The organism is Colwellia sp. PAMC 21821 (assembly GCF_002077175.1).
GTDB lineage: Bacteria > Pseudomonadota > Gammaproteobacteria > Enterobacterales > Alteromonadaceae > Cognaticolwellia.
Window position 1 is genome coordinate 2,826,520 of sequence record NZ_CP014943.1, and the last position, 17,077, is coordinate 2,843,596.

A 17,077-nucleotide genomic window follows, 5' to 3' on the forward strand; every position below is an offset into this window, starting at 1 on the left:
ATAAGTAATTTTTGCTGCTCTTTGATGGCAAACTAAGACAGTTATGGCAAATTTTTTTAAAGCAAGCCCCAAAAAAACGCAAATACAACAGCAGTTGACCGTTAATATTCGTCATCTTGATCAGCAAGGCTGTGGAGTCGCTTTTCAGGGGAAAAAACCAATTTTCATTGAAGGTGCGCTGCCCAATGAAACGGTTGAAGTTAAGCTGTATGAGCAAAAAAGTAAGTTTTCAAAAGCGAAGTTATTAAAGGTTATAACGGCTAGTCCTAATCGCGCAGAAGTTATGTGCCGTCATTATTTTCAGTGCGGTGGTTGCAACTTGCAGCACATGGACTATCAGTCGCAGTTAACTTATAAGCAAGATAAAATAACAAAGTTATTTTCTCGCCAAGCACTCAATGAGCTTATGCCTTGGCAGAACCCTATTGTTAGTGATCCATGGCACTATCGACGTAAAGCAAGAATTGGCGTGCAATATAATAAACGTGGGGAGCCCATTGTTGGCTTTCGCCAACGTGAGAGTAACCACTTAACTGAAATTAAATCTTGCCCTGTACTTGTTGAAGCATTTAATAATATATTTGCTGAACTAAAAGATATTCTAGCTAAAGTGTCAGGCAAAAATGCAATCGGTCATGTTGAGATTATTGCAGCCAATGAGAATGTGGTTTTGGTGCGTCAATTAGTCAAACTGACAGCGCAAGATAAGCAGTTGTGGCAAAGCTTTTCCAGTAAAAATGAATGGTTAGTTTACTTTGATGACGGTAAAAGCCTAACCCCATTAATGGAAGATAAAACATTATCTTATTCATTAACTGATGCAATAAAAATTGAATTCTCTGTCGATAACTTTATCCAAGTAAACCATCTCGTCAATAATAAAATGGTTGAGCAAGCCCAAACATGGCTTATGCTAAATGAAAACGATGTCGTATTAGACTTATTTTGTGGTTTAGGTAATTTCAGTTTACCTATTGCTCAAAAGGTATCTTCTGTTGTTGGCATCGAGGGAGTTATGTCTATGGTTAACAAAGCACAAGAAAATGCCCAAAAAAATGGCATAAGTAATTGTCAATTTTACCAAGCCGATTTGAACAGTGATTGGCAAAATGAACTTTGGGTGCAGCAGAAATATACTAAGGTATTACTTGATCCTGCTCGGGCTGGAGCCTATCAAGCATTAACGCAATTACTGACGTGTAAAGTTAGCAAAATTCTTTATGTTAGCTGCGATCCTGCATCTCTGGCTCGTGATGCAAAATTACTTATTGATCATGGTTATAAAATTGAAAAAATTGCCTTAATGGACATGTTTTCGCAAACAAAGCATGTTGAAACTATGGTAATGTTTAGCTTATAAGTGTTGGCAGGAAATTGAATCAGAGGTAGGGAGTTCCATGGTTTCTGTACGTAAGTCGCATCAAATGTCGCAAGCAAGTTTTGAACAATGGCTAGTTGCGCTTGAATTAGATGATGACAAAAAAGCGGCGTTAGAAAAGTTGTATCTAAAAGTCAGCGATTTATTTGATGACACAACGCCTTGCCGAATTAAATCTTTAGAGATGGTGGAAATTCTCTCCGCATTAAATCTTGATACCGACTCATTATGTGCAGCCTTCATCTGTCCTTTGTATGAATTCAAATGCATTAGTTTGGAATATATTGAAGAAAATTTCTCTAAGAAAATATACTTGCTTTGCAAGGGCGTAGGGCAAATGGAGGCAATTAAAGCCTTACATCAATCACAGTCGAGCCAAGTTAGCGCTAATCAAATTGATAATGTTCGCCGTATGTTATTGGCTATGGTAGAAGATGTTAGAGCGGTTGTTATCAAACTTGCAGAGCGCTTATGTCACTTACGTTTAGTGAAAAATAGCGATGAAGAAACTCGCGTATTAGCGGCTAAAGAAACCAGTAATATATACGCGCCTTTAGCTAACCGTTTAGGTATTGGGCAGCTAAAGTGGGAATTAGAGGATCTTTCGTTTCGCTATTTGCACCCCGATGTATACAAAAAAATTGCTAAGCAACTTGATGAAAAGCGTCTCGACAGAGAGCGTTACATGACCGATTTTGTTGATAATATCTCGCAGCAATTAAAGTCGTCGGGTATAAAAGGTTGTGTATATGGACGACCAAAACACATTTATAGTATTTGGAAAAAAATGCAACAAAAGTCGCTGGACTTTGAGCAGTTATTCGACGTGCGAGCGGTGCGCATTATTGTAGATGAACTTCAAGGTTGTTATGGCGCATTAGGTTTAGTTCATACCAGTTGGAAGCATTTATCGAAAGAATTTGATGACTATGTTGCTACGCCAAAAAGCAATGGCTATCAGTCAATTCATACGGTTGTTGTTGGACCAGAAGGTAAAACAATAGAGATACAAATTAGAACTCAGCAAATGCATGATGACGCTGAGCTCGGTGTCGCAGCGCACTGGCGTTACAAAGAAGGTAATGCTAGTGGTAAAACCTCAGGTTTTGATGAAAAAGTTAGCTGGTTAAGAAAAATTTTGCAGTGGCAAGAAGATGTCTCAGAAAGTGGCGAGCTACTTGATGAACTGCGCAGCCAAGTGTTTGAAGACCGTATTTATGTATTTACGCCTAATGGAGATGTGGTTGATTTACCAAGCGGTGCCACGCCACTCGATTTTGCCTATTATATTCATTCTAATGTCGGACATACTTGTATTGGTGCAAAAGTGTTTGGCCGAATTGTGCCCTTTACTCATACATTACAAACGGGTGATAAAGTTGAAGTACTGCGCAGTAAAACACTAAACCCAAGCAGAGATTGGTTAAACCCAAGCTTAAACTACCTTCATACATCTCGTGCGAGGGCTAAAGTTCAACACTTTTTTAGGCTACTTGATCGAGACAAAAACCTTGCTGCTGGCAAAGAAATGTTAGAAACAGCGCTAGGAAAATTACAGTTATCTTTAGCTAAGGTCGATTTGTCTGCGGCAATTGAGCGTTTTAACTTTACTACCAAGGATGATTTACTTGCTGCGATAGGCTCTGGAAATACTCGTTTGCTTCAAGTGGTTCATTGTTTACAACAAGAGAATGAAAAATCAAAACCTGAAGAAGAAATTGATCCACAAAGTTTAATCCGCCAACCTCAACAAGCTGACACACAAACCGGTGATAACAACGGCATTACTGTTTCAGGTGTTGGCAACTTATTGACCCACATGGCTAAATGTTGTCAACCTGTGCCAGGTGATGACATTTCAGGTTTTATTACTCAAGGACGGGGTATTTCGGTACACCGAGTTGACTGCGAGCAACTCGCAAACGCATTGAACCAACAACCAGAACGTGAAGTGGAAGTTCAGTGGGGCATAGATAACAAAAAAAGTTATCAAGTCAGTATCAACATTATTGGCGGTGATCGTCAGGGGCTTCTCAGAGATATCTCGACGATTATTTCCAATGAAAGAGTCAGCATTATTGGTATTGAAAGTAATACCGATAACGCCAAGCAAAGCATGAGCATGACAATTAAAGTAGAAATAGCCAATAACGAAGCCTTAACGCGATTATTAGCCAAATTAAAGCAGTTAGATGATGTTGCTGAAGTTAAACGATTATAGCTAGTAAGTTTAGCTATATTAATCATAAAAGTTGAAAAGATAGGCTTAGGTTTAATGATTGAGCAACGCAACCCTGAAATGGGTTGCTATTGCATTTTCAAGAAAATTTCTCGTCGATATACCCATCAAATCAAAGCAAAAAATGGGCTGATACCGCCACTATTTAACTATTTAACTATTTAACTATTTAACTATGTAACTATTTAATATCCATAGGGTGGTAACCTATTACGTGATTACTCCTTTGGATTAAACTATTAAATTCATCTCTAATTTCTTTCGATTTCTCTTCGCCTTCCTGTTTGTTGAATGCTTGCATCCACTTTATTCCTTCAGGAGATATTTCCCATTCCATCGATGAATAGCCTTCCTTTAAAGTCCATGCTGTCGCCATATCCCATTCACCACTTTGCAGCCTGACAATATAAGGAACTTGAGTGCCTGCAGTTTTAGACGCTGGGAAATAATGATCTTTAATTATTTCCATCGCGCGATCAGCTTTTCCGGGTTTAAAATCGGTATAAGTGATAGATAGATATTGAACGTTCTCTAGTTTTTTAGGTTTTTGTTCTGCTGCATCAATCATAAACGGCATTACAGTTAACAAAAAAGCTAAGCTAGAAATAATAGCCTTCTTCATAATTAATTTCCTTTTGTAAAGTTTATGTTTTTTACTGCATATTTAAATCACCCCACAAGCTTAGTACAAAAAACATACAATCACGAATAACCAATATCTTAAACAGAAGGAATGTAATATATTTGCCTACTATGATGAATAGGCTGTTACGTTAGTTTCACAAAGTAGTGAGTAGAGACGGCTAAGATAAATAGGTAAGATAATTAACAATGTTGAACGATAAACCCTCAATAGAAAAACTTCGTTGGATCATGTCTGAGTTGCGTAACCCTGAAACCGGTTGTCCTTGGGATTTAAAGCAAACTTTTACCTCTATCATTCCTCACACCATCGAAGAGGCTTACGAGGTAGTTGATGCGATTGAACAAGAAGATTTTACGGAGTTGGAAAAAGAGCTTGGTGATTTACTGTTTCAAGTGGTGTTTTATAGCCAACTTGGCGCGGAAGAAAAGCGGTTTGATTTTGACAGCGTGGTTAGCGCGATTTGTGAAAAATTAATCCGTCGTCATCCGCATGTTTTTTCCAGTAGTGATTTTCAATCTGACGCTGAAGTTAAAGCCAATTGGGAAAATGAAAAAGCTAAAGAACGTCAGCAGAAAAACAATGACAGCAATTTAAGTATTTTGGCTGATATTCCACGCAACTTGCCGGCATTGTCACAAGCAGCAAAAATTCAGAAACGCTGCGCGCATGTCGGCTTTGACTGGCACAATATTGATGATGTTTTTGCTAAAGTTGAAGAAGAAGTTTTAGAAGTTAAAGCAGAATTACATCGTGATGATACTGCATTAGCGGAAGAATTAGGTGATTTGATGTTCGCAGTGGTTAATTTATGTCGACACGCTAAGCAAGATCCTGAAGCGTTATTGCGCGAAGCTAACAATAAATTTACCAAAAGGTTTTATGGTGTTGAAGCACAAGTGAATAATAGTGATAAAAGCTTTGAGCAACATTCTTTAGACGAACTTGAAGCCTTTTGGCAACAAGTGAAAATTTCTGAAAAATCCAAATATTAATCCAAATATTAATTTAAATAAGAACCAATTATTAATAAAGTTTATTAAATAGCAACGTGAGGTAAAAATGAGTTCTCTACCTATATTAGTCGACAGCAAAATAACGCTCAGTAATAAAGTGGCTACCTTGACGTTTAATCGCCATGACGTCCGAAATGCGTTAACGGGCACGGCAATAGCCGATGATATTGTGAATACCGTCGAATGGATCAACCGAACACCTGAAATTGCAGTGCTGATTATTACCGGTGATGGTTCGGCGTTTTCTTCTGGCGGTAATATCAAAGACATGGCAGAGCGCGTGGGAGATTTTGCCGGTGACGTGCAAACCCTAGAAAGACGTTATCGAGAAGGTATTCAACGCATTCCATTAGCATTACATAAATTAGAAGTTCCGGTGATCGCTGCAGTAAACGGCCCTGCCATAGGCGCAGGTTTTGATATTGCCAATATGTGCGATATAAGAATAGCCTCAACAAAAGCTAAGTTTGGTGAAACCTTTGTTAACTTAGGTATTATTCCTGGTGATGGCGGGGCATGGTTTATGCAACGCTTAATTGGTTATCAAAAAGCGGCCGAGTTAACTTTTACGGGGCGTGTAATTGATGCTGCAGAAGCAAAAGAAATGGGTGTTGTATTGGATGTTGTTGAGCCTGAAAATTTAATCGAAAGAGTGAATGAACTTGCCAATGATATAGCGACCAAGCCTGTGGCTTCATTGCGATTAACAAAACGTTTAATGAAATTAGCACAACGTACTGAATTGCCTGATTTTCTTGATATTTGCGCGGTTTTTCAGGGCATGTGTCATAACAACCCTGAGCATTTAACCGCGGTAAATACCATGATTGAAAGACTGGCAAAATAAATGCCGCTAGTGATATTCAATGCGACTTATAAGGGTTAACTAAGACGATAACGCTTATTAATATCTAAGCGTTAAGCCAATGTTTTACATGTGTATTTACACTAGGTAATTAACCATGAAAAGCATTTATAAGCTTGCTTTAGTGGCATTATTTACCTTGTGTTAAAGCGCTGCTTAAGTGTTTAATGAAGTTATCGATATCCGCTTTATTAATATCTAGATGCGTAACTAGTCGCATAGGGTTGCCCATAGTTAGCAATATACCTTGGTGCTTAAGCTGTTCTACTATGTCTGTCACATCAACTTCTTCAGTGAACGTCGCGAATACCATATTGGTTTCAACTTGGGCTATGTTTACTGAAATGTTATCTAGCTGATTTAAAGCATTGGCTAAATACTTCGCATTATCATGATCTTGCTGTAGTTTTTCTGGATTTTGTTCTAGTGCTATTTTTGCTGCTGCGGCTATAATTCCGGCTTGGCGCATACCACCACCGACCACTTTTCGCCAACGCTTAGCACTTTTTATTAACGCTTCTGAGCCCAATAATATTGAACCTATCGGCGCACCAAGGCCTTTTGATAAGCAAATAGACATCGAATCTACGTGTTGGCAAATCTCTGTAATATCTACATTTAATGCACTGGCAGCATTGTAAACTCGTGCTCCGTCTAAATGTAATGCTAGGTTGTTTTGCTGAGTAAATTCTCGCGCTTGTGCCATATATTCCAACGAAAGCACTTTGCCGTTAATGGTATTTTCAATGCTCAGTAATGTAGTGCGAGCAAAGTGAGAGTCATCAGGCTTGATGGCTGCAGCCAGTTTTTTAAAACATAACGTTCCGTCTTTTTCGTTCTCAATCGGCTGAGGCTGAATGGAGCCTAAAATAGCTGCGCCACCACCTTCAAATTTATAGTTATGCGCTTGTTGACCGCAAAGGTATTCGTCGCCGCGTTGGCAGTGTGCCATTAGCGCTAATAAATTCGCTTGGGTGCCCGAACTACAAAACATGGCATTCGCAAAACCATGGCGTTTTGCCGCCCAAGACTCAAGTTCATTAACAGTAGGGTCGTCGCCATAGACATCGTCACCGACTTCGGCATTTGCCATCGCATTGCGCATTACTTTACTGGGGCGAGTTACTGTATCTGAGCGAAAATCAATCATGGTCAACCTTTTTAATTAACTTGGAATAAATAACTTGGAATAAACAAATTTTTAATAGCATGAAAATAACATTACTTCACACGCATGTGGTCATGGAAAAACCTTCATTCCAAATATAAAAAAGGCATCCAATAAGATGCCTTTAAGTCATAAGTGTTTAATGAATATTATTCTTCTTCAGGTAGTTCTGCGTTGTGATAAATATTTTGCACGTCATCACAATCTTCTAGCATATTGATGAATTTTTCGAAATTAGCCAAGTCATCTTCACCAGAAATTTCAGTATAGGTTTGTGGAACCCAAGTGATTTCTTCAACTTCTAGCTCAACATCAGCCATGTTTTCGGCAAACTCGGTTTTAAGTTTAAAAAATTCAGTATGAGGGGCATAAACTGTAATAATGCCGTCTTCTAGCTCAACCTCAGTAACATCGATGTCAGCCATCATTAAATTTTCTAATACCGTTTCATCGTCTTCACCTTTAAAGGCAAAAACAGCTTGATGATCAAACATGTGTGAAACTGTGCCAGATGAACCAATTTTTGAATAAGTTTTAGTAAAACATTGGCGGACATCTTTAATCGTACGATTACCGTTATCGGTTAAACAGTCAATAATTACCATACAGTTACCAGGGCCAAAGCCTTCGTAGCGTGACTCTACGTAATCTTCACCGCCGACACCTGTAGCTTTTTCTAATGCTTTTTCAATAACGTGTGTAGGAACTTGATCTTTTTTGGCTTTTTCAATGGTACGACGCAACGAAAGGTTGCCATCGGGGTCAACACCGCCATTTTTTGCTAGTACATAAATTTCTTTACCGTACTTTGAATAAACTTTAGTTTTTTGGCCCGCAGTTTTAGCCATTGATAACTTACGGTTTTGGTATGCTCTGCCCATCTGAATACGTCTCGTTGCTGATAATTAAAATTTCTATGCGCTAGATTCTAACGGGTAGCGCCGGCTATTTCTAGTACTTAGCCCATTTGAGCTTTCAAATTGTAAAAAAGCGTGCAAATATCTACCATAATTAAAGCTGTGATTTGCTAAAATTATTTTCCAGCTAGGCTATTAGTCATTATTTATTGGCATTGTGCTTATTGGCATAGCGCTTATTAGCACAGCGTTTATTGGCATAGCATTTATTAGCATAGCGCTTATTGGAATAGTATTAATGGAGTGGTGAGTTGAATATAATTTTTGTCGCTGATATTTTTGGCTTAACTGATGAGTTTGAACACTTTTGCCAGCAAACTATAACGCATGTTAAACAATTACTGACAGAAGCAGATTCACTTGCTGTTAAGTGCCATATGATTGGCCCGTATCAAAAACAACCTGCGCTATTTTCCTGTGAGCAAGATGCTTATCAATATTTTACTAAAAACATGACTTTAGACGGTTATGTTAAAAAGCTTGAACAAAAATTGTTGGCAGTAACTGGCAGTAAGCTATTAGTGGGTTTTAGTGTTGGCGGCAGTGCCATATGGCAATTGTACTCTCAAAATAATAATCAAAATAATAATCAAAATAATAATCAAAATAATAATCAAAATAATAATCAAAATAATATTGAAAAAAGTTTAGGTGCTATTTGTTTTTATAGCAGTCAAATTCGGCATATGACCCGATTAACTCCACATATACCAATAAGGTTGATTTTACCTAGTGAAGAGCAACATTTTTCAGTCCAGGAGCTACGAAAGTCGTTACAAAAAAATCCAGCTGTAACATTAGAACAAAGCGCCTACTTACATGGTTTTATGAATAAATTATCCGCTAACTTTCAGCCAAGTGGCTATCGTGACTATTGTAAAAAAATTGCTGAACTCTTGTCTCAGCAATGTTCAAAAAATATAAACGAACAGGTTAATGGTAAATAGATAATCCTAACTCTTGGGCTAGGCTAGCCACTAAATTTGTGCCAATAACTGAGTTACCAAAAGTATTTAAAGGAGGACTCCACGTACAAATAACGCCATAGTTTGGCACTATCGCAATAACACCACCGCCGACGCCACTTTTCGCTGGTAAGCCAATAGAAAAAGCAAATTGCCCCGACTGATCATACATACCGCTGGTTGATAATATCGCGTTAACGCGGTGAGCATCTCTTGGTGTACAAATTACTTTTTTAGTGAGTGGGTCAACACCTTTGTTGGCTAGAAATAATAAGCTGGTTGCCAACTGTTCACAACTCATTGCAACGGAACATTGGGTAAAGTAATGACTCAACAATTCGGGTATTTCTGACTGTATATTACCAAAACTTTTCATTAAATATGCTAAAGCAGCATTTCTATTGCCGTGGGCTAATTCTGACTGATAAACATGATTGTCGATGTATACAGTGTCATCATGTGCCAACTTACGTATAAAGCTTAAAAAAGCTAATTTACTTGAAGAAAAATGACTTGTTAATACGTCAGCAACCAACAATGCGCCGGCGTTTATAACCGGGTTTCGTGGAATACCTTTTTCCCATTCTAATTGGATAATAGAGTTAAATGGCTGCCCAGACGGTTCCATATTCACACGTTTCCACAAATCATCACCAATGCGCTTCATTGCCATGACCAAGCCAAATACTTTCGAGATGCTTTGAATGGAAAAAGGTTCTTGATAGTCGCCAGCGCCAGCAGTTTTACCGTCAATGGTCGTAACACAAACGCCCATTTTTTGAGCGCTAACTTCGGCTAAGGCAGGAATATAGTCGGCTACTTTACCTTGAGTATAAAAGCCTTGTTGCTCTGCTAGTAAGGTTTGTAATTTGACCTGCAAGTTGGAAATATCTTTTATCATATATAGCGGGCTTGTTTATCTGTAAAGTAGCTGCAATAAAGCATGAAGAGGCGTTCATTATGCATAAAAAATGATATATGCCCAGTGCTTTGTCTATCTAGATATGTTTGGTCCGGTAAAATTTTTACTGCAGAGTATGGTTACATTCGATTTTATAACAAAAAGGCACTTTATTTTAGTTGCTTACAACGTTAGCTAAATAGATTTATTGTAGATTTTATTTAGCTAAGTTGTTATTGAGTGAGGTGACATTATTCATAAAACTGCCAATATGCTCATAAGCTATCGTAATGAATAATGCCGTCTTGTTATTCAACGTCCCACTGACTAATTGAGATATGCTTAATTTCAAATATAAAGCTCATCGTTGAGTTGATTGTGCTGATAATATTAATAATCATGTCAAACTCCTGGCTTGAATAGTCAGCGGATTAATCAGATAACTCTATTGCAGTATCTACTTGTTCTGTAGGTAAAAGGCGTTTGAATTTTTGTAAATTTCCGACAGTAATGGGGTTATCATCAATTTCAACGGCAAATTCAAAATCTTTTAATGCTGCAGTTAGCTGACTTTTTCTAACTCTAGCAACACCACGGTTACTATAATTTAGAGCGGTTAAATAACGAACTTTACTACTTTGATGTTTTACAGATTCTAAACTGTCGATAGCTTCTGTACAGGCCAACTCAGATTTATCGCTATGCTCAGACTTAGATTGCAAATAAGCAACGCACAGATTCATTTTGTTGGCATAAAAACTTTTGCTTTTGTCACTAGCCGTTAATTTTTTTATGCCTGACTCTACTTTACCTTCAGTGAGGTCTAGCGTTCCAATTGCACCTTTGACAACGGCAACTTGAAAAATGGAATCGTCAGCTAAAGTAGCACAAGAAGTACTTAATAATGTGGCTAATAGTGTGCTTTTAAAAATTGATTTATTCATTTTGTTTTCTCTATATTAGTTTCGTATCAAGTTGATACAAGGCTAATATAGAGAGAACCCCGATAGCTGACAAACGATTAGAATACACCCATCAAGTGAATAAAATTCATTTATACTTCAATGATTTAAATTTTCAAGTTCAGGCATTGAGTTTGAGAAAAAATTAGAAACACTGATAAGACTCTTTGCTATAGCGAGCAGGTGAATAATGTCGATGTTTACCTTCACCATTAAATCATTAAGGATTAAATGGTGAAGGATTAAATAGTGAATGTCTCCTTTACCCATTTAGCGAATAAAGTTAGCTCTGCATGGTTGTCCATATTTTCATGTTGAATAAGATAATATTTATCGTTGGTATTTAATTCCTCGTCAAATAACTTGACCAAAAGTTGCTCACTGAACCAGGCTTTACTCATGGGTAATGGCACCAGTGCTATTCCCATACCTTGTTGTGCAGCTCTTGCGACACCAAACATGCTGTCAAATTGGATAATCTGCTTAGGGTCAAAATCATCAACACTATTCTTATCGGCCCACTGATGCCAAGACCATGGACGAGATCTGTGTAATATTAACGGCGTGGTTTTTAATGCCGAAAAACCTGAATTTTTTAACTTTTTATAAAGTTTTTTGTTACAAGCTGGCGCATAACGAATAGGAAATAGCTCTTGCACTATTTTTGCGTTCGGTTTGCCATTAGCCAGCACAATAGACAAGTCTGCCGATTGTGACGGCTCGCTACCGGATTTTACAGTTTCAAGCTGTAGGTTAATGGTTGGGTTATTTTCAGACCATTGAGATAAACGAGGAATAAATAATTCGCTGGCAAAAAACTCCGGCAAGCTAATGACAATAGTTTGGTTTTGTTGTTTATGCGTAAATTCGGATATGGTCGATTCTAACTGATTAATGAGTGGTTGAATTGACTGATAAAACTGTTTGCCTGCACTGGTAAGTTCAATGGTTCTGGTACCTCGATTGAATAAAACGATCCCTAATTGCGTTTCAAGTTGTTTTATTTGATGACTGACTGCTGAAGGAGTTAAGAATAATTGTGATGCTGCATGTTTAAAGCTTAAACATTTTGACGCTACGCAAAATGAGCGTAGGCCACGTATAGGTGTTTGTATTGACATAGTTAACATTTTTTAGTGAAGACAAGACTTAGTTGCAAAACTTAAGCCGTAATTTAACCTGTTGTTTTTATTTGTTTTATTTTAATTATTGGCCTTTTGGGGGATTTTGGGTGCACCATGGCAGTGTGTTTGCACCAAAATAATATGGCGGGTATAAAATAAAGAAAAAAAAGGACATCAAAAGATGTCCTTGAAATAAAACAAATTAACTATGTAAAAATGTTATGGAATCGGGGGAGATTCAAAACAAGTTCATCTTAAGGTCATTTTCTGTCGGCAGCAAACGAGATAAATTCATTTAATAGCTGAATTAATTTCATTTATTACATTTACTATATATGGAGAATATTTTAAATAAAAATTCTCTCTAGGGGTTTTCCCCTGCATGTACTAGGGACTGATCCTAATAGTAACTCGCATCCAAATCCCGTCCAATGAATGATGTAAATAAAACATTATTTCAGAGATGGGTGGATACAAAAGATGAAAACATTAATTAAAAATATGGCATTAACCATGTCAATCGCAGGTATCAGTCTAAACGCAACAGCCGCAGCTGTTATCGGCTCTCAATTAGAACAACAACTTCAAAATATGACTGCCTCAGATAGTGCAATGGTAGTGGTTTCTTATGATCAACTCGACGCACTAACTACGTCGCAATTACAAAACTTATTAAATATAGGCTTGGCGCAAGGCGTTCAATTTAAATCATTACCCATTATTGGTGTAATGGCGAGTCCTGTTCAGATTAATCAATTAGCCGCAATGCCAGGTGTGCGTTCAGTTTTTGCAAACCGTACACTTGAGTACTTTAACGCAGAAGCACGTGAGATAACTGGTGTGGAAAAGCTGCAATCAGACAGCTTTGTAGCTAAAAATGGTATTAAATTTACCGGGAAAGGCGTTACCGTTATTGTTAACGATTCAGGCATCGACGCGACATTAGATGATTTAGAATACGGCGCTAAAGTGGTTGAAAATGTACAAGGTGTTACCCACGCACAAGCTATTTCATTAACGGGTGTTGATGGTATGTGGATTGAAGGCCAACGAAATACCGATTTAAATGTCGGTCACGGGACGCATGTTGCCGGAACTGTTGGTGGTTGGGGCTCTCACTCAGACGGCAAATACAAAGGCGCTGCTACAGGTGCTGATATCATAGGTTACGGCTCTGGAGCTGGTCTTTCTATTTTAGACGCCTTGGGTGGTTATGACTATGCGATTACCCATATCTGGGATTTTAATTCTCCTATTCGTGTGATGAGTAACTCTTGGGGTTCAAGTGGTAAGTATGAGCCCGCAGGTCCTATTTCATTGGCGTCTTTTAAAGCCCATAAATTAGGTATGATTTCAGTATTTGCTGCTGGTAACAGTGGTGCAGGCGAAGACACACATAACCCTTATGCACAAATTCCATGGGGCATGTCAGTAGGTGCAGGTACTAAAGCTGGTGATTTAATCGACTTTTCATCTCGTGGGAAACGTGGCGAAACAGGTGACTTTACTATGCCAGACGGTTCACCTTGGACCTATAAAAACGAAGTGACAATTATTGCACCTGGTGTAGATATTATTTCGACTCGTGCTAAAACGAACATAGCCTCAAATGGTGGTGCAGCCGATGTTGGCGTGATAGAAAATGAGTACTTACCTTTTTATACTATGATTTCAGGTACTTCTATGGCAACACCGCATGTTGCCGGTATCGTAGCGCTTATGCTAGAAGCCAACCCGAATTTAACGCCTTTACAAATCAAGCAGATTATTCAAGAAACCGCCACCAATATGCCAGGTTACCAATCTTGGGAAGTAGGTGCAGGTCATGTTAATGCTTATGCTGCAGTAGCGGGAGCATTAGGCTATGACGAACAAAATAGTGCGACGGTAAACAATCTCAATGAATTTAATGCTAATGCCATCATTATTGATGATACTGCACCAGAAGCCTTTGAAGTGCTATTTTCACCAGTGGGTGAACCTGAAGTACATGTATTTAACGTTGCTGAAGATGCAGCTTGGATCAGCGCTTCGTCGGAAACACTGGCTAATTTAGTTAAGCTTAAATTAGAAGCGCCTGACGGCACGGTATATTTCGGTAACTTAACCACGCCAGTACTAAGCAGCACTATGCGTGTTTCTGCCCCTGCACAAGCTGGTGAATGGAAGCTATCTGCTTTCGGTATAACCTCACTTTCAGGTGTACAAGCAGACCCAACAGGAACCTCAAATGGCCCAGGTTTACCTGAGTATGTCAGTGGTGAAATTTCAATATTGACTTCTGGTGGTTATGAAGGCTTGGACGATATTGCCGGCCATCCAGCTGAAAAAGCGATTGAGTTTGCTGTAAGTGAACGTTTAGTTGATAGCAAAAACGACCGTGTTTATCGTCCAGATGCAAACTTAAAGCGTCAAGACTTAGCTAAATTCTTAGTAATGGGTCTGTCGATTAGACAACACCGTGATTTATTAAATGAACAAAAAACAGTGTTCACTGATGTAAGTAGTGAATATGCACCTTTGGTTGATGCGGTAACTACGCTTGGATCAGCACTAAAAGACCGAGTACAAAACCAATGGCCGGTAATGTTATCTCATGGTAGCGAGTTTGGTCCGCGCAACAATGTTAGTAAGCAAGAACTCGCTTATTCATTAGTGCAAGGTCTTGGTCTAGAAACGCAAGCATTAAGCTTCTCTGGTGAGTTAACGGTTGAGTTTAATGGTGAACGTGTTGCCGTAATGGACTCAGATTCTGTCACACCTGTGTTAAAAGGTTATGTGCAAGCAGCCATTGACATGTCATTGATGGGCGTACGTTTCGCACTAGAGCAAGGACCTTATGATTTAACACCGAAAGTTGTGGCTTACTTTGAGCCAGCTAATAATATTAAACGTGGTGATTATGCCGTGATTATTGGTAGAGCATATGACAACTACTTACGTTAATACCTAGCTATCGGAAGAAAAAACCAACCTGATAGCAGGTTGGTTTTCTCGCTACTAAATGAGTCTAAATACTTGCTAATTTTCTCATTTCAACGTAGTTTCTTGTAGAACGATGTATCAACGAACAGCGTAAATGAGTAGGTTCGTACCCAGAGGAAAAATCATGTTGCATATAAAAAATATAACGATCAAAGTGATGGCAGCAACTGCCATTTTGTTTAGTACCTTATCTTTCGCTTCTGAGCCTTTATCGGTTAATGTACAGGGTAACAAGGTAGAAGTTTTTATTCACTTGCCAGGTAATATCTCGGCTGACCTTACCTTACAGTTTGAAAATGCAGTCGGCCTCACAAAAGAAAGTTTAGGATTAACTGCTGAATTAATTGATGTTAGCTCTTTAGACATTATTGACCGCTTACCTAATGGGCTCAATATTTCTCCTGCAGCGGCCTTTCCAATGATGATTACTATTGAACCTAAGCCAAATACGGGCTTTTCATTTTCAGGTGTTGCGACAGTCGATCTGCATACTCATAACCTAGAATATACCGCAGGTACACCTTTACGTTTATTTAAAGCACCATTAAATGGTGAATTTAAAGATATAACTACAACTATGGGGTCTGGTAGTTATAGAGTGCGCGGTACAACTGGAAAATTCTCTCAATTCATTATTGTGGCAGATTTACGTGCACATTTAGTGGTGGTTCAACAAAAGCTTAATGATTTACAAATCGCGCTAAATGAATTTTCTCCGCAAATAAATGCCGCGGTTTATTCTGAGTTATTGCAAGATGTTAACGACATTAGTCAGTTGATATCTGCACAAGATTACACTATGGCAAGCAATAAGCTTAATGCGTTTAATCGCCGTATTAACGACAACCGTGGTATTAATATTCCAGATGTATGGCGCTCAAGTCGTGATATTCGTAATATTGCCGGCGAGTTGATGGCATTCTCAAAAACCTTGCGATTTAGTTTGCGTTTGATTTAGTACCGCGCATCCATTTGTACTACCAGGGGTATTGTCATGCCAGCAAGAATTACCGTTTGTTATCCTAACCAGCCAGCAGTAGAAAGTTTTCTATATGAAGATAGTGGTTACCGCTTAGGGCGCTCAAATGAATGTGAACTTTTATTAGATCACCCTACGGTTTCTCGTCAACATGCTAACGTTGCGCATACCAATAAAATTTGGCAACTTAAAGATGAACGTAGTCGAAACGGCACCAAAGTCAATGGTATTGCGATTACACAGTCGACATTACAAACTGATGCGTTAATTTCTATTGGTGAGTTAGATTGTTTATTTGAAACCAAATCATCTGAACAACTTGATGCAATTATTACCCATAATCAATGGCGTTTATCGAGTAGCCAATCACCCATTGAAATTCCTTTAACAGCGCATTTGCAACAGAACTTATCAGCACAATTGCAAAATATCATTATGTTAACCGGTACCCAGCGAGGCATAATTTTATTGGGTGACACTTTACAAAGCTTAAGTGTTAGCATTGCTCATGGTATGCAATTAGCCGATTTTAAATTAGCGAAATTTGAAGGTAGTGTTGGCGCTATAACACGCTGCTTTGAGTCTGGACAAGCAGTTATTGCAATGGATGTTACTCGCCATGAACTTTTAAGTGCACGTAAGAGTATCGAAACTAAACAAATTTCTTCGTTAGCTTGCATCCCCTTATTTTATGAAGATAAAGTTGTTGGGGTGGTTTATACTGACAGTAAAATATCTGATAAAGTATTAACTGAATTAGATATCGAAATTTTAAGTACGATGAGCCAGCAAATTCAAGCATCAGTTCAAGCAATCTTGCTACAGCAGTCGATTGATTCGTTGCAACGTATTCTTGATGTAAACGCGATACGGATATCAGGTAAAAAAGCTAATAATTTGCTTAATTTGTGCCATTAATTATTTATTAATAGCTA

Annotated in this window: 14 protein-coding genes; 8 read left to right on the forward strand and 6 right to left on the reverse strand. The window is 38.3% G+C overall.

Going from position 1 to position 17,077, the window contains the following annotated elements:
- Positions 1-43: 43 nt before the first annotated feature.
- Positions 44-1,360 carry a 23S rRNA (uracil(1939)-C(5))-methyltransferase RlmD gene (gene rlmD / locus A3Q33_RS12095; protein ID WP_081180167.1) on the forward strand — a complete coding sequence of 439 codons (1,317 nt, stop codon included), beginning with the start codon at positions 44-46 and terminating at the stop codon, positions 1,358-1,360.
- A 37-nt stretch (positions 1,361-1,397) separates the two neighbouring features.
- Positions 1,398-3,599 (forward strand): GTP diphosphokinase, encoded by a 2,202-nt coding sequence (relA, locus tag A3Q33_RS12100; protein ID WP_081180168.1) that lies wholly within the window; start codon positions 1,398-1,400, stop codon positions 3,597-3,599.
- A gap of 199 nt (positions 3,600-3,798) precedes the next feature.
- Here relA and A3Q33_RS12105 read toward each other — a convergent pair whose 3' ends face one another.
- Positions 3,799-4,239: a hypothetical protein gene (locus tag A3Q33_RS12105; protein WP_081180169.1), complete on the reverse strand. Its 441-nt coding sequence runs from the start codon at positions 4,237-4,239 to the stop codon at positions 3,799-3,801.
- 209 nt (positions 4,240-4,448) lie between these two features.
- On the opposite strand from A3Q33_RS12105, the gene mazG reads away from it, so the two are divergent.
- Positions 4,449-5,255: a nucleoside triphosphate pyrophosphohydrolase gene (gene mazG / locus A3Q33_RS12110; protein WP_081180170.1), complete on the forward strand. Its 807-nt coding sequence runs from the start codon at positions 4,449-4,451 to the stop codon at positions 5,253-5,255.
- A 67-nt stretch (positions 5,256-5,322) separates the two neighbouring features.
- Complete coding sequence (locus tag A3Q33_RS12115; protein ID WP_081180171.1) at positions 5,323-6,123, forward strand: enoyl-CoA hydratase-related protein; 801 nt, start codon at positions 5,323-5,325, stop codon at positions 6,121-6,123.
- Between the two features lie 148 nt (positions 6,124-6,271).
- Here A3Q33_RS12115 and ltaE read toward each other — a convergent pair whose 3' ends face one another.
- Both ltaE and A3Q33_RS12125 read right to left on the reverse strand, forming a co-directional pair.
- Positions 6,272-7,291, reverse strand: a complete 1,020-nt coding sequence (gene ltaE / locus A3Q33_RS12120) for a low-specificity L-threonine aldolase (protein ID WP_081180172.1) — start codon at positions 7,289-7,291, stop codon at positions 6,272-6,274.
- 167 nt (positions 7,292-7,458) lie between these two features.
- Entirely contained in the window at positions 7,459-8,190 is a 732-nt protein-coding gene (locus A3Q33_RS12125) for a YebC/PmpR family DNA-binding transcriptional regulator (protein ID WP_081180173.1), read from the reverse strand.
- 287 nt (positions 8,191-8,477) lie between these two features.
- On the opposite strand from A3Q33_RS12125, the gene A3Q33_RS12130 reads away from it, so the two are divergent.
- Positions 8,478-9,173 (forward strand): hypothetical protein, encoded by a 696-nt coding sequence (locus A3Q33_RS12130; RefSeq protein ID WP_081180174.1) that lies wholly within the window; start codon positions 8,478-8,480, stop codon positions 9,171-9,173.
- On the opposite strand, the gene glsB is transcribed toward A3Q33_RS12130, so the two are convergent.
- From glsB to A3Q33_RS12145, 3 genes are all read right to left on the reverse strand, one after another.
- Positions 9,160-10,071, reverse strand: a complete 912-nt coding sequence (gene glsB, locus A3Q33_RS12135) for a glutaminase B (protein ID WP_502687190.1) — start codon at positions 10,069-10,071, stop codon at positions 9,160-9,162. The two genes, A3Q33_RS12130 and glsB, sit on opposite strands and share 14 nt — an antisense overlap.
- A gap of 452 nt (positions 10,072-10,523) precedes the next feature.
- Positions 10,524-11,036: a hypothetical protein gene (locus tag A3Q33_RS12140; protein WP_081180176.1), complete on the reverse strand. Its 513-nt coding sequence runs from the start codon at positions 11,034-11,036 to the stop codon at positions 10,524-10,526.
- Between the two features lie 260 nt (positions 11,037-11,296).
- On the reverse strand, positions 11,297-12,169 hold the full coding sequence (locus A3Q33_RS12145) for a LysR family transcriptional regulator (protein ID WP_155866851.1): 873 nt from the start codon (positions 12,167-12,169) through the stop codon (positions 11,297-11,299).
- 489 nt (positions 12,170-12,658) lie between these two features.
- Here A3Q33_RS12145 and A3Q33_RS12150 point away from each other — a divergent pair, with 489 nt between their 5' ends.
- From A3Q33_RS12150 to A3Q33_RS12160, 3 genes are all read left to right on the forward strand, one after another.
- A complete protein-coding gene (locus A3Q33_RS12150) occupies positions 12,659-15,124 on the forward strand; it encodes a S8 family peptidase (protein ID WP_081180177.1) in 2,466 nt (821 codons plus the stop codon).
- Between the two features lie 163 nt (positions 15,125-15,287).
- Positions 15,288-16,121 carry a DUF6689 family protein gene (locus A3Q33_RS12155; protein WP_081180178.1) on the forward strand — a complete coding sequence of 278 codons (834 nt, stop codon included), beginning with the start codon at positions 15,288-15,290 and terminating at the stop codon, positions 16,119-16,121.
- Between the two features lie 36 nt (positions 16,122-16,157).
- Positions 16,158-17,060, forward strand: a complete 903-nt coding sequence (locus A3Q33_RS12160; protein WP_081180179.1) for an FHA domain-containing protein — start codon at positions 16,158-16,160, stop codon at positions 17,058-17,060.
- Positions 17,061-17,077: the final 17 nt, after the last annotated feature.

Coding starts and splice junctions, on each gene's coding strand:
- rlmD (WP_081180167.1), top strand. CDS start 44: ATGGCAAATTTTTTTAAAGCAAGCCCCAAAAAAACGCAAATACAACAG.
- relA (WP_081180168.1), top strand. CDS start 1,398: ATGGTTTCTGTACGTAAGTCGCATCAAATGTCGCAAGCAAGTTTTGAA.
- A3Q33_RS12105 (WP_081180169.1), bottom strand. CDS start 4,239: ATGAAGAAGGCTATTATTTCTAGCTTAGCTTTTTTGTTAACTGTAATG.
- mazG (WP_081180170.1), top strand. CDS start 4,449: ATGTTGAACGATAAACCCTCAATAGAAAAACTTCGTTGGATCATGTCT.
- A3Q33_RS12115 (WP_081180171.1), top strand. CDS start 5,323: ATGAGTTCTCTACCTATATTAGTCGACAGCAAAATAACGCTCAGTAAT.
- ltaE (WP_081180172.1), bottom strand. CDS start 7,291: ATGATTGATTTTCGCTCAGATACAGTAACTCGCCCCAGTAAAGTAATG.
- A3Q33_RS12125 (WP_081180173.1), bottom strand. CDS start 8,190: ATGGGCAGAGCATACCAAAACCGTAAGTTATCAATGGCTAAAACTGCG.
- A3Q33_RS12140 (WP_081180176.1), bottom strand. CDS start 11,036: ATGAATAAATCAATTTTTAAAAGCACACTATTAGCCACATTATTAAGT.
- A3Q33_RS12150 (WP_081180177.1), top strand. CDS start 12,659: ATGAAAACATTAATTAAAAATATGGCATTAACCATGTCAATCGCAGGT.
- A3Q33_RS12155 (WP_081180178.1), top strand. CDS start 15,288: ATGTTGCATATAAAAAATATAACGATCAAAGTGATGGCAGCAACTGCC.
- A3Q33_RS12160 (WP_081180179.1), top strand. CDS start 16,158: ATGCCAGCAAGAATTACCGTTTGTTATCCTAACCAGCCAGCAGTAGAA.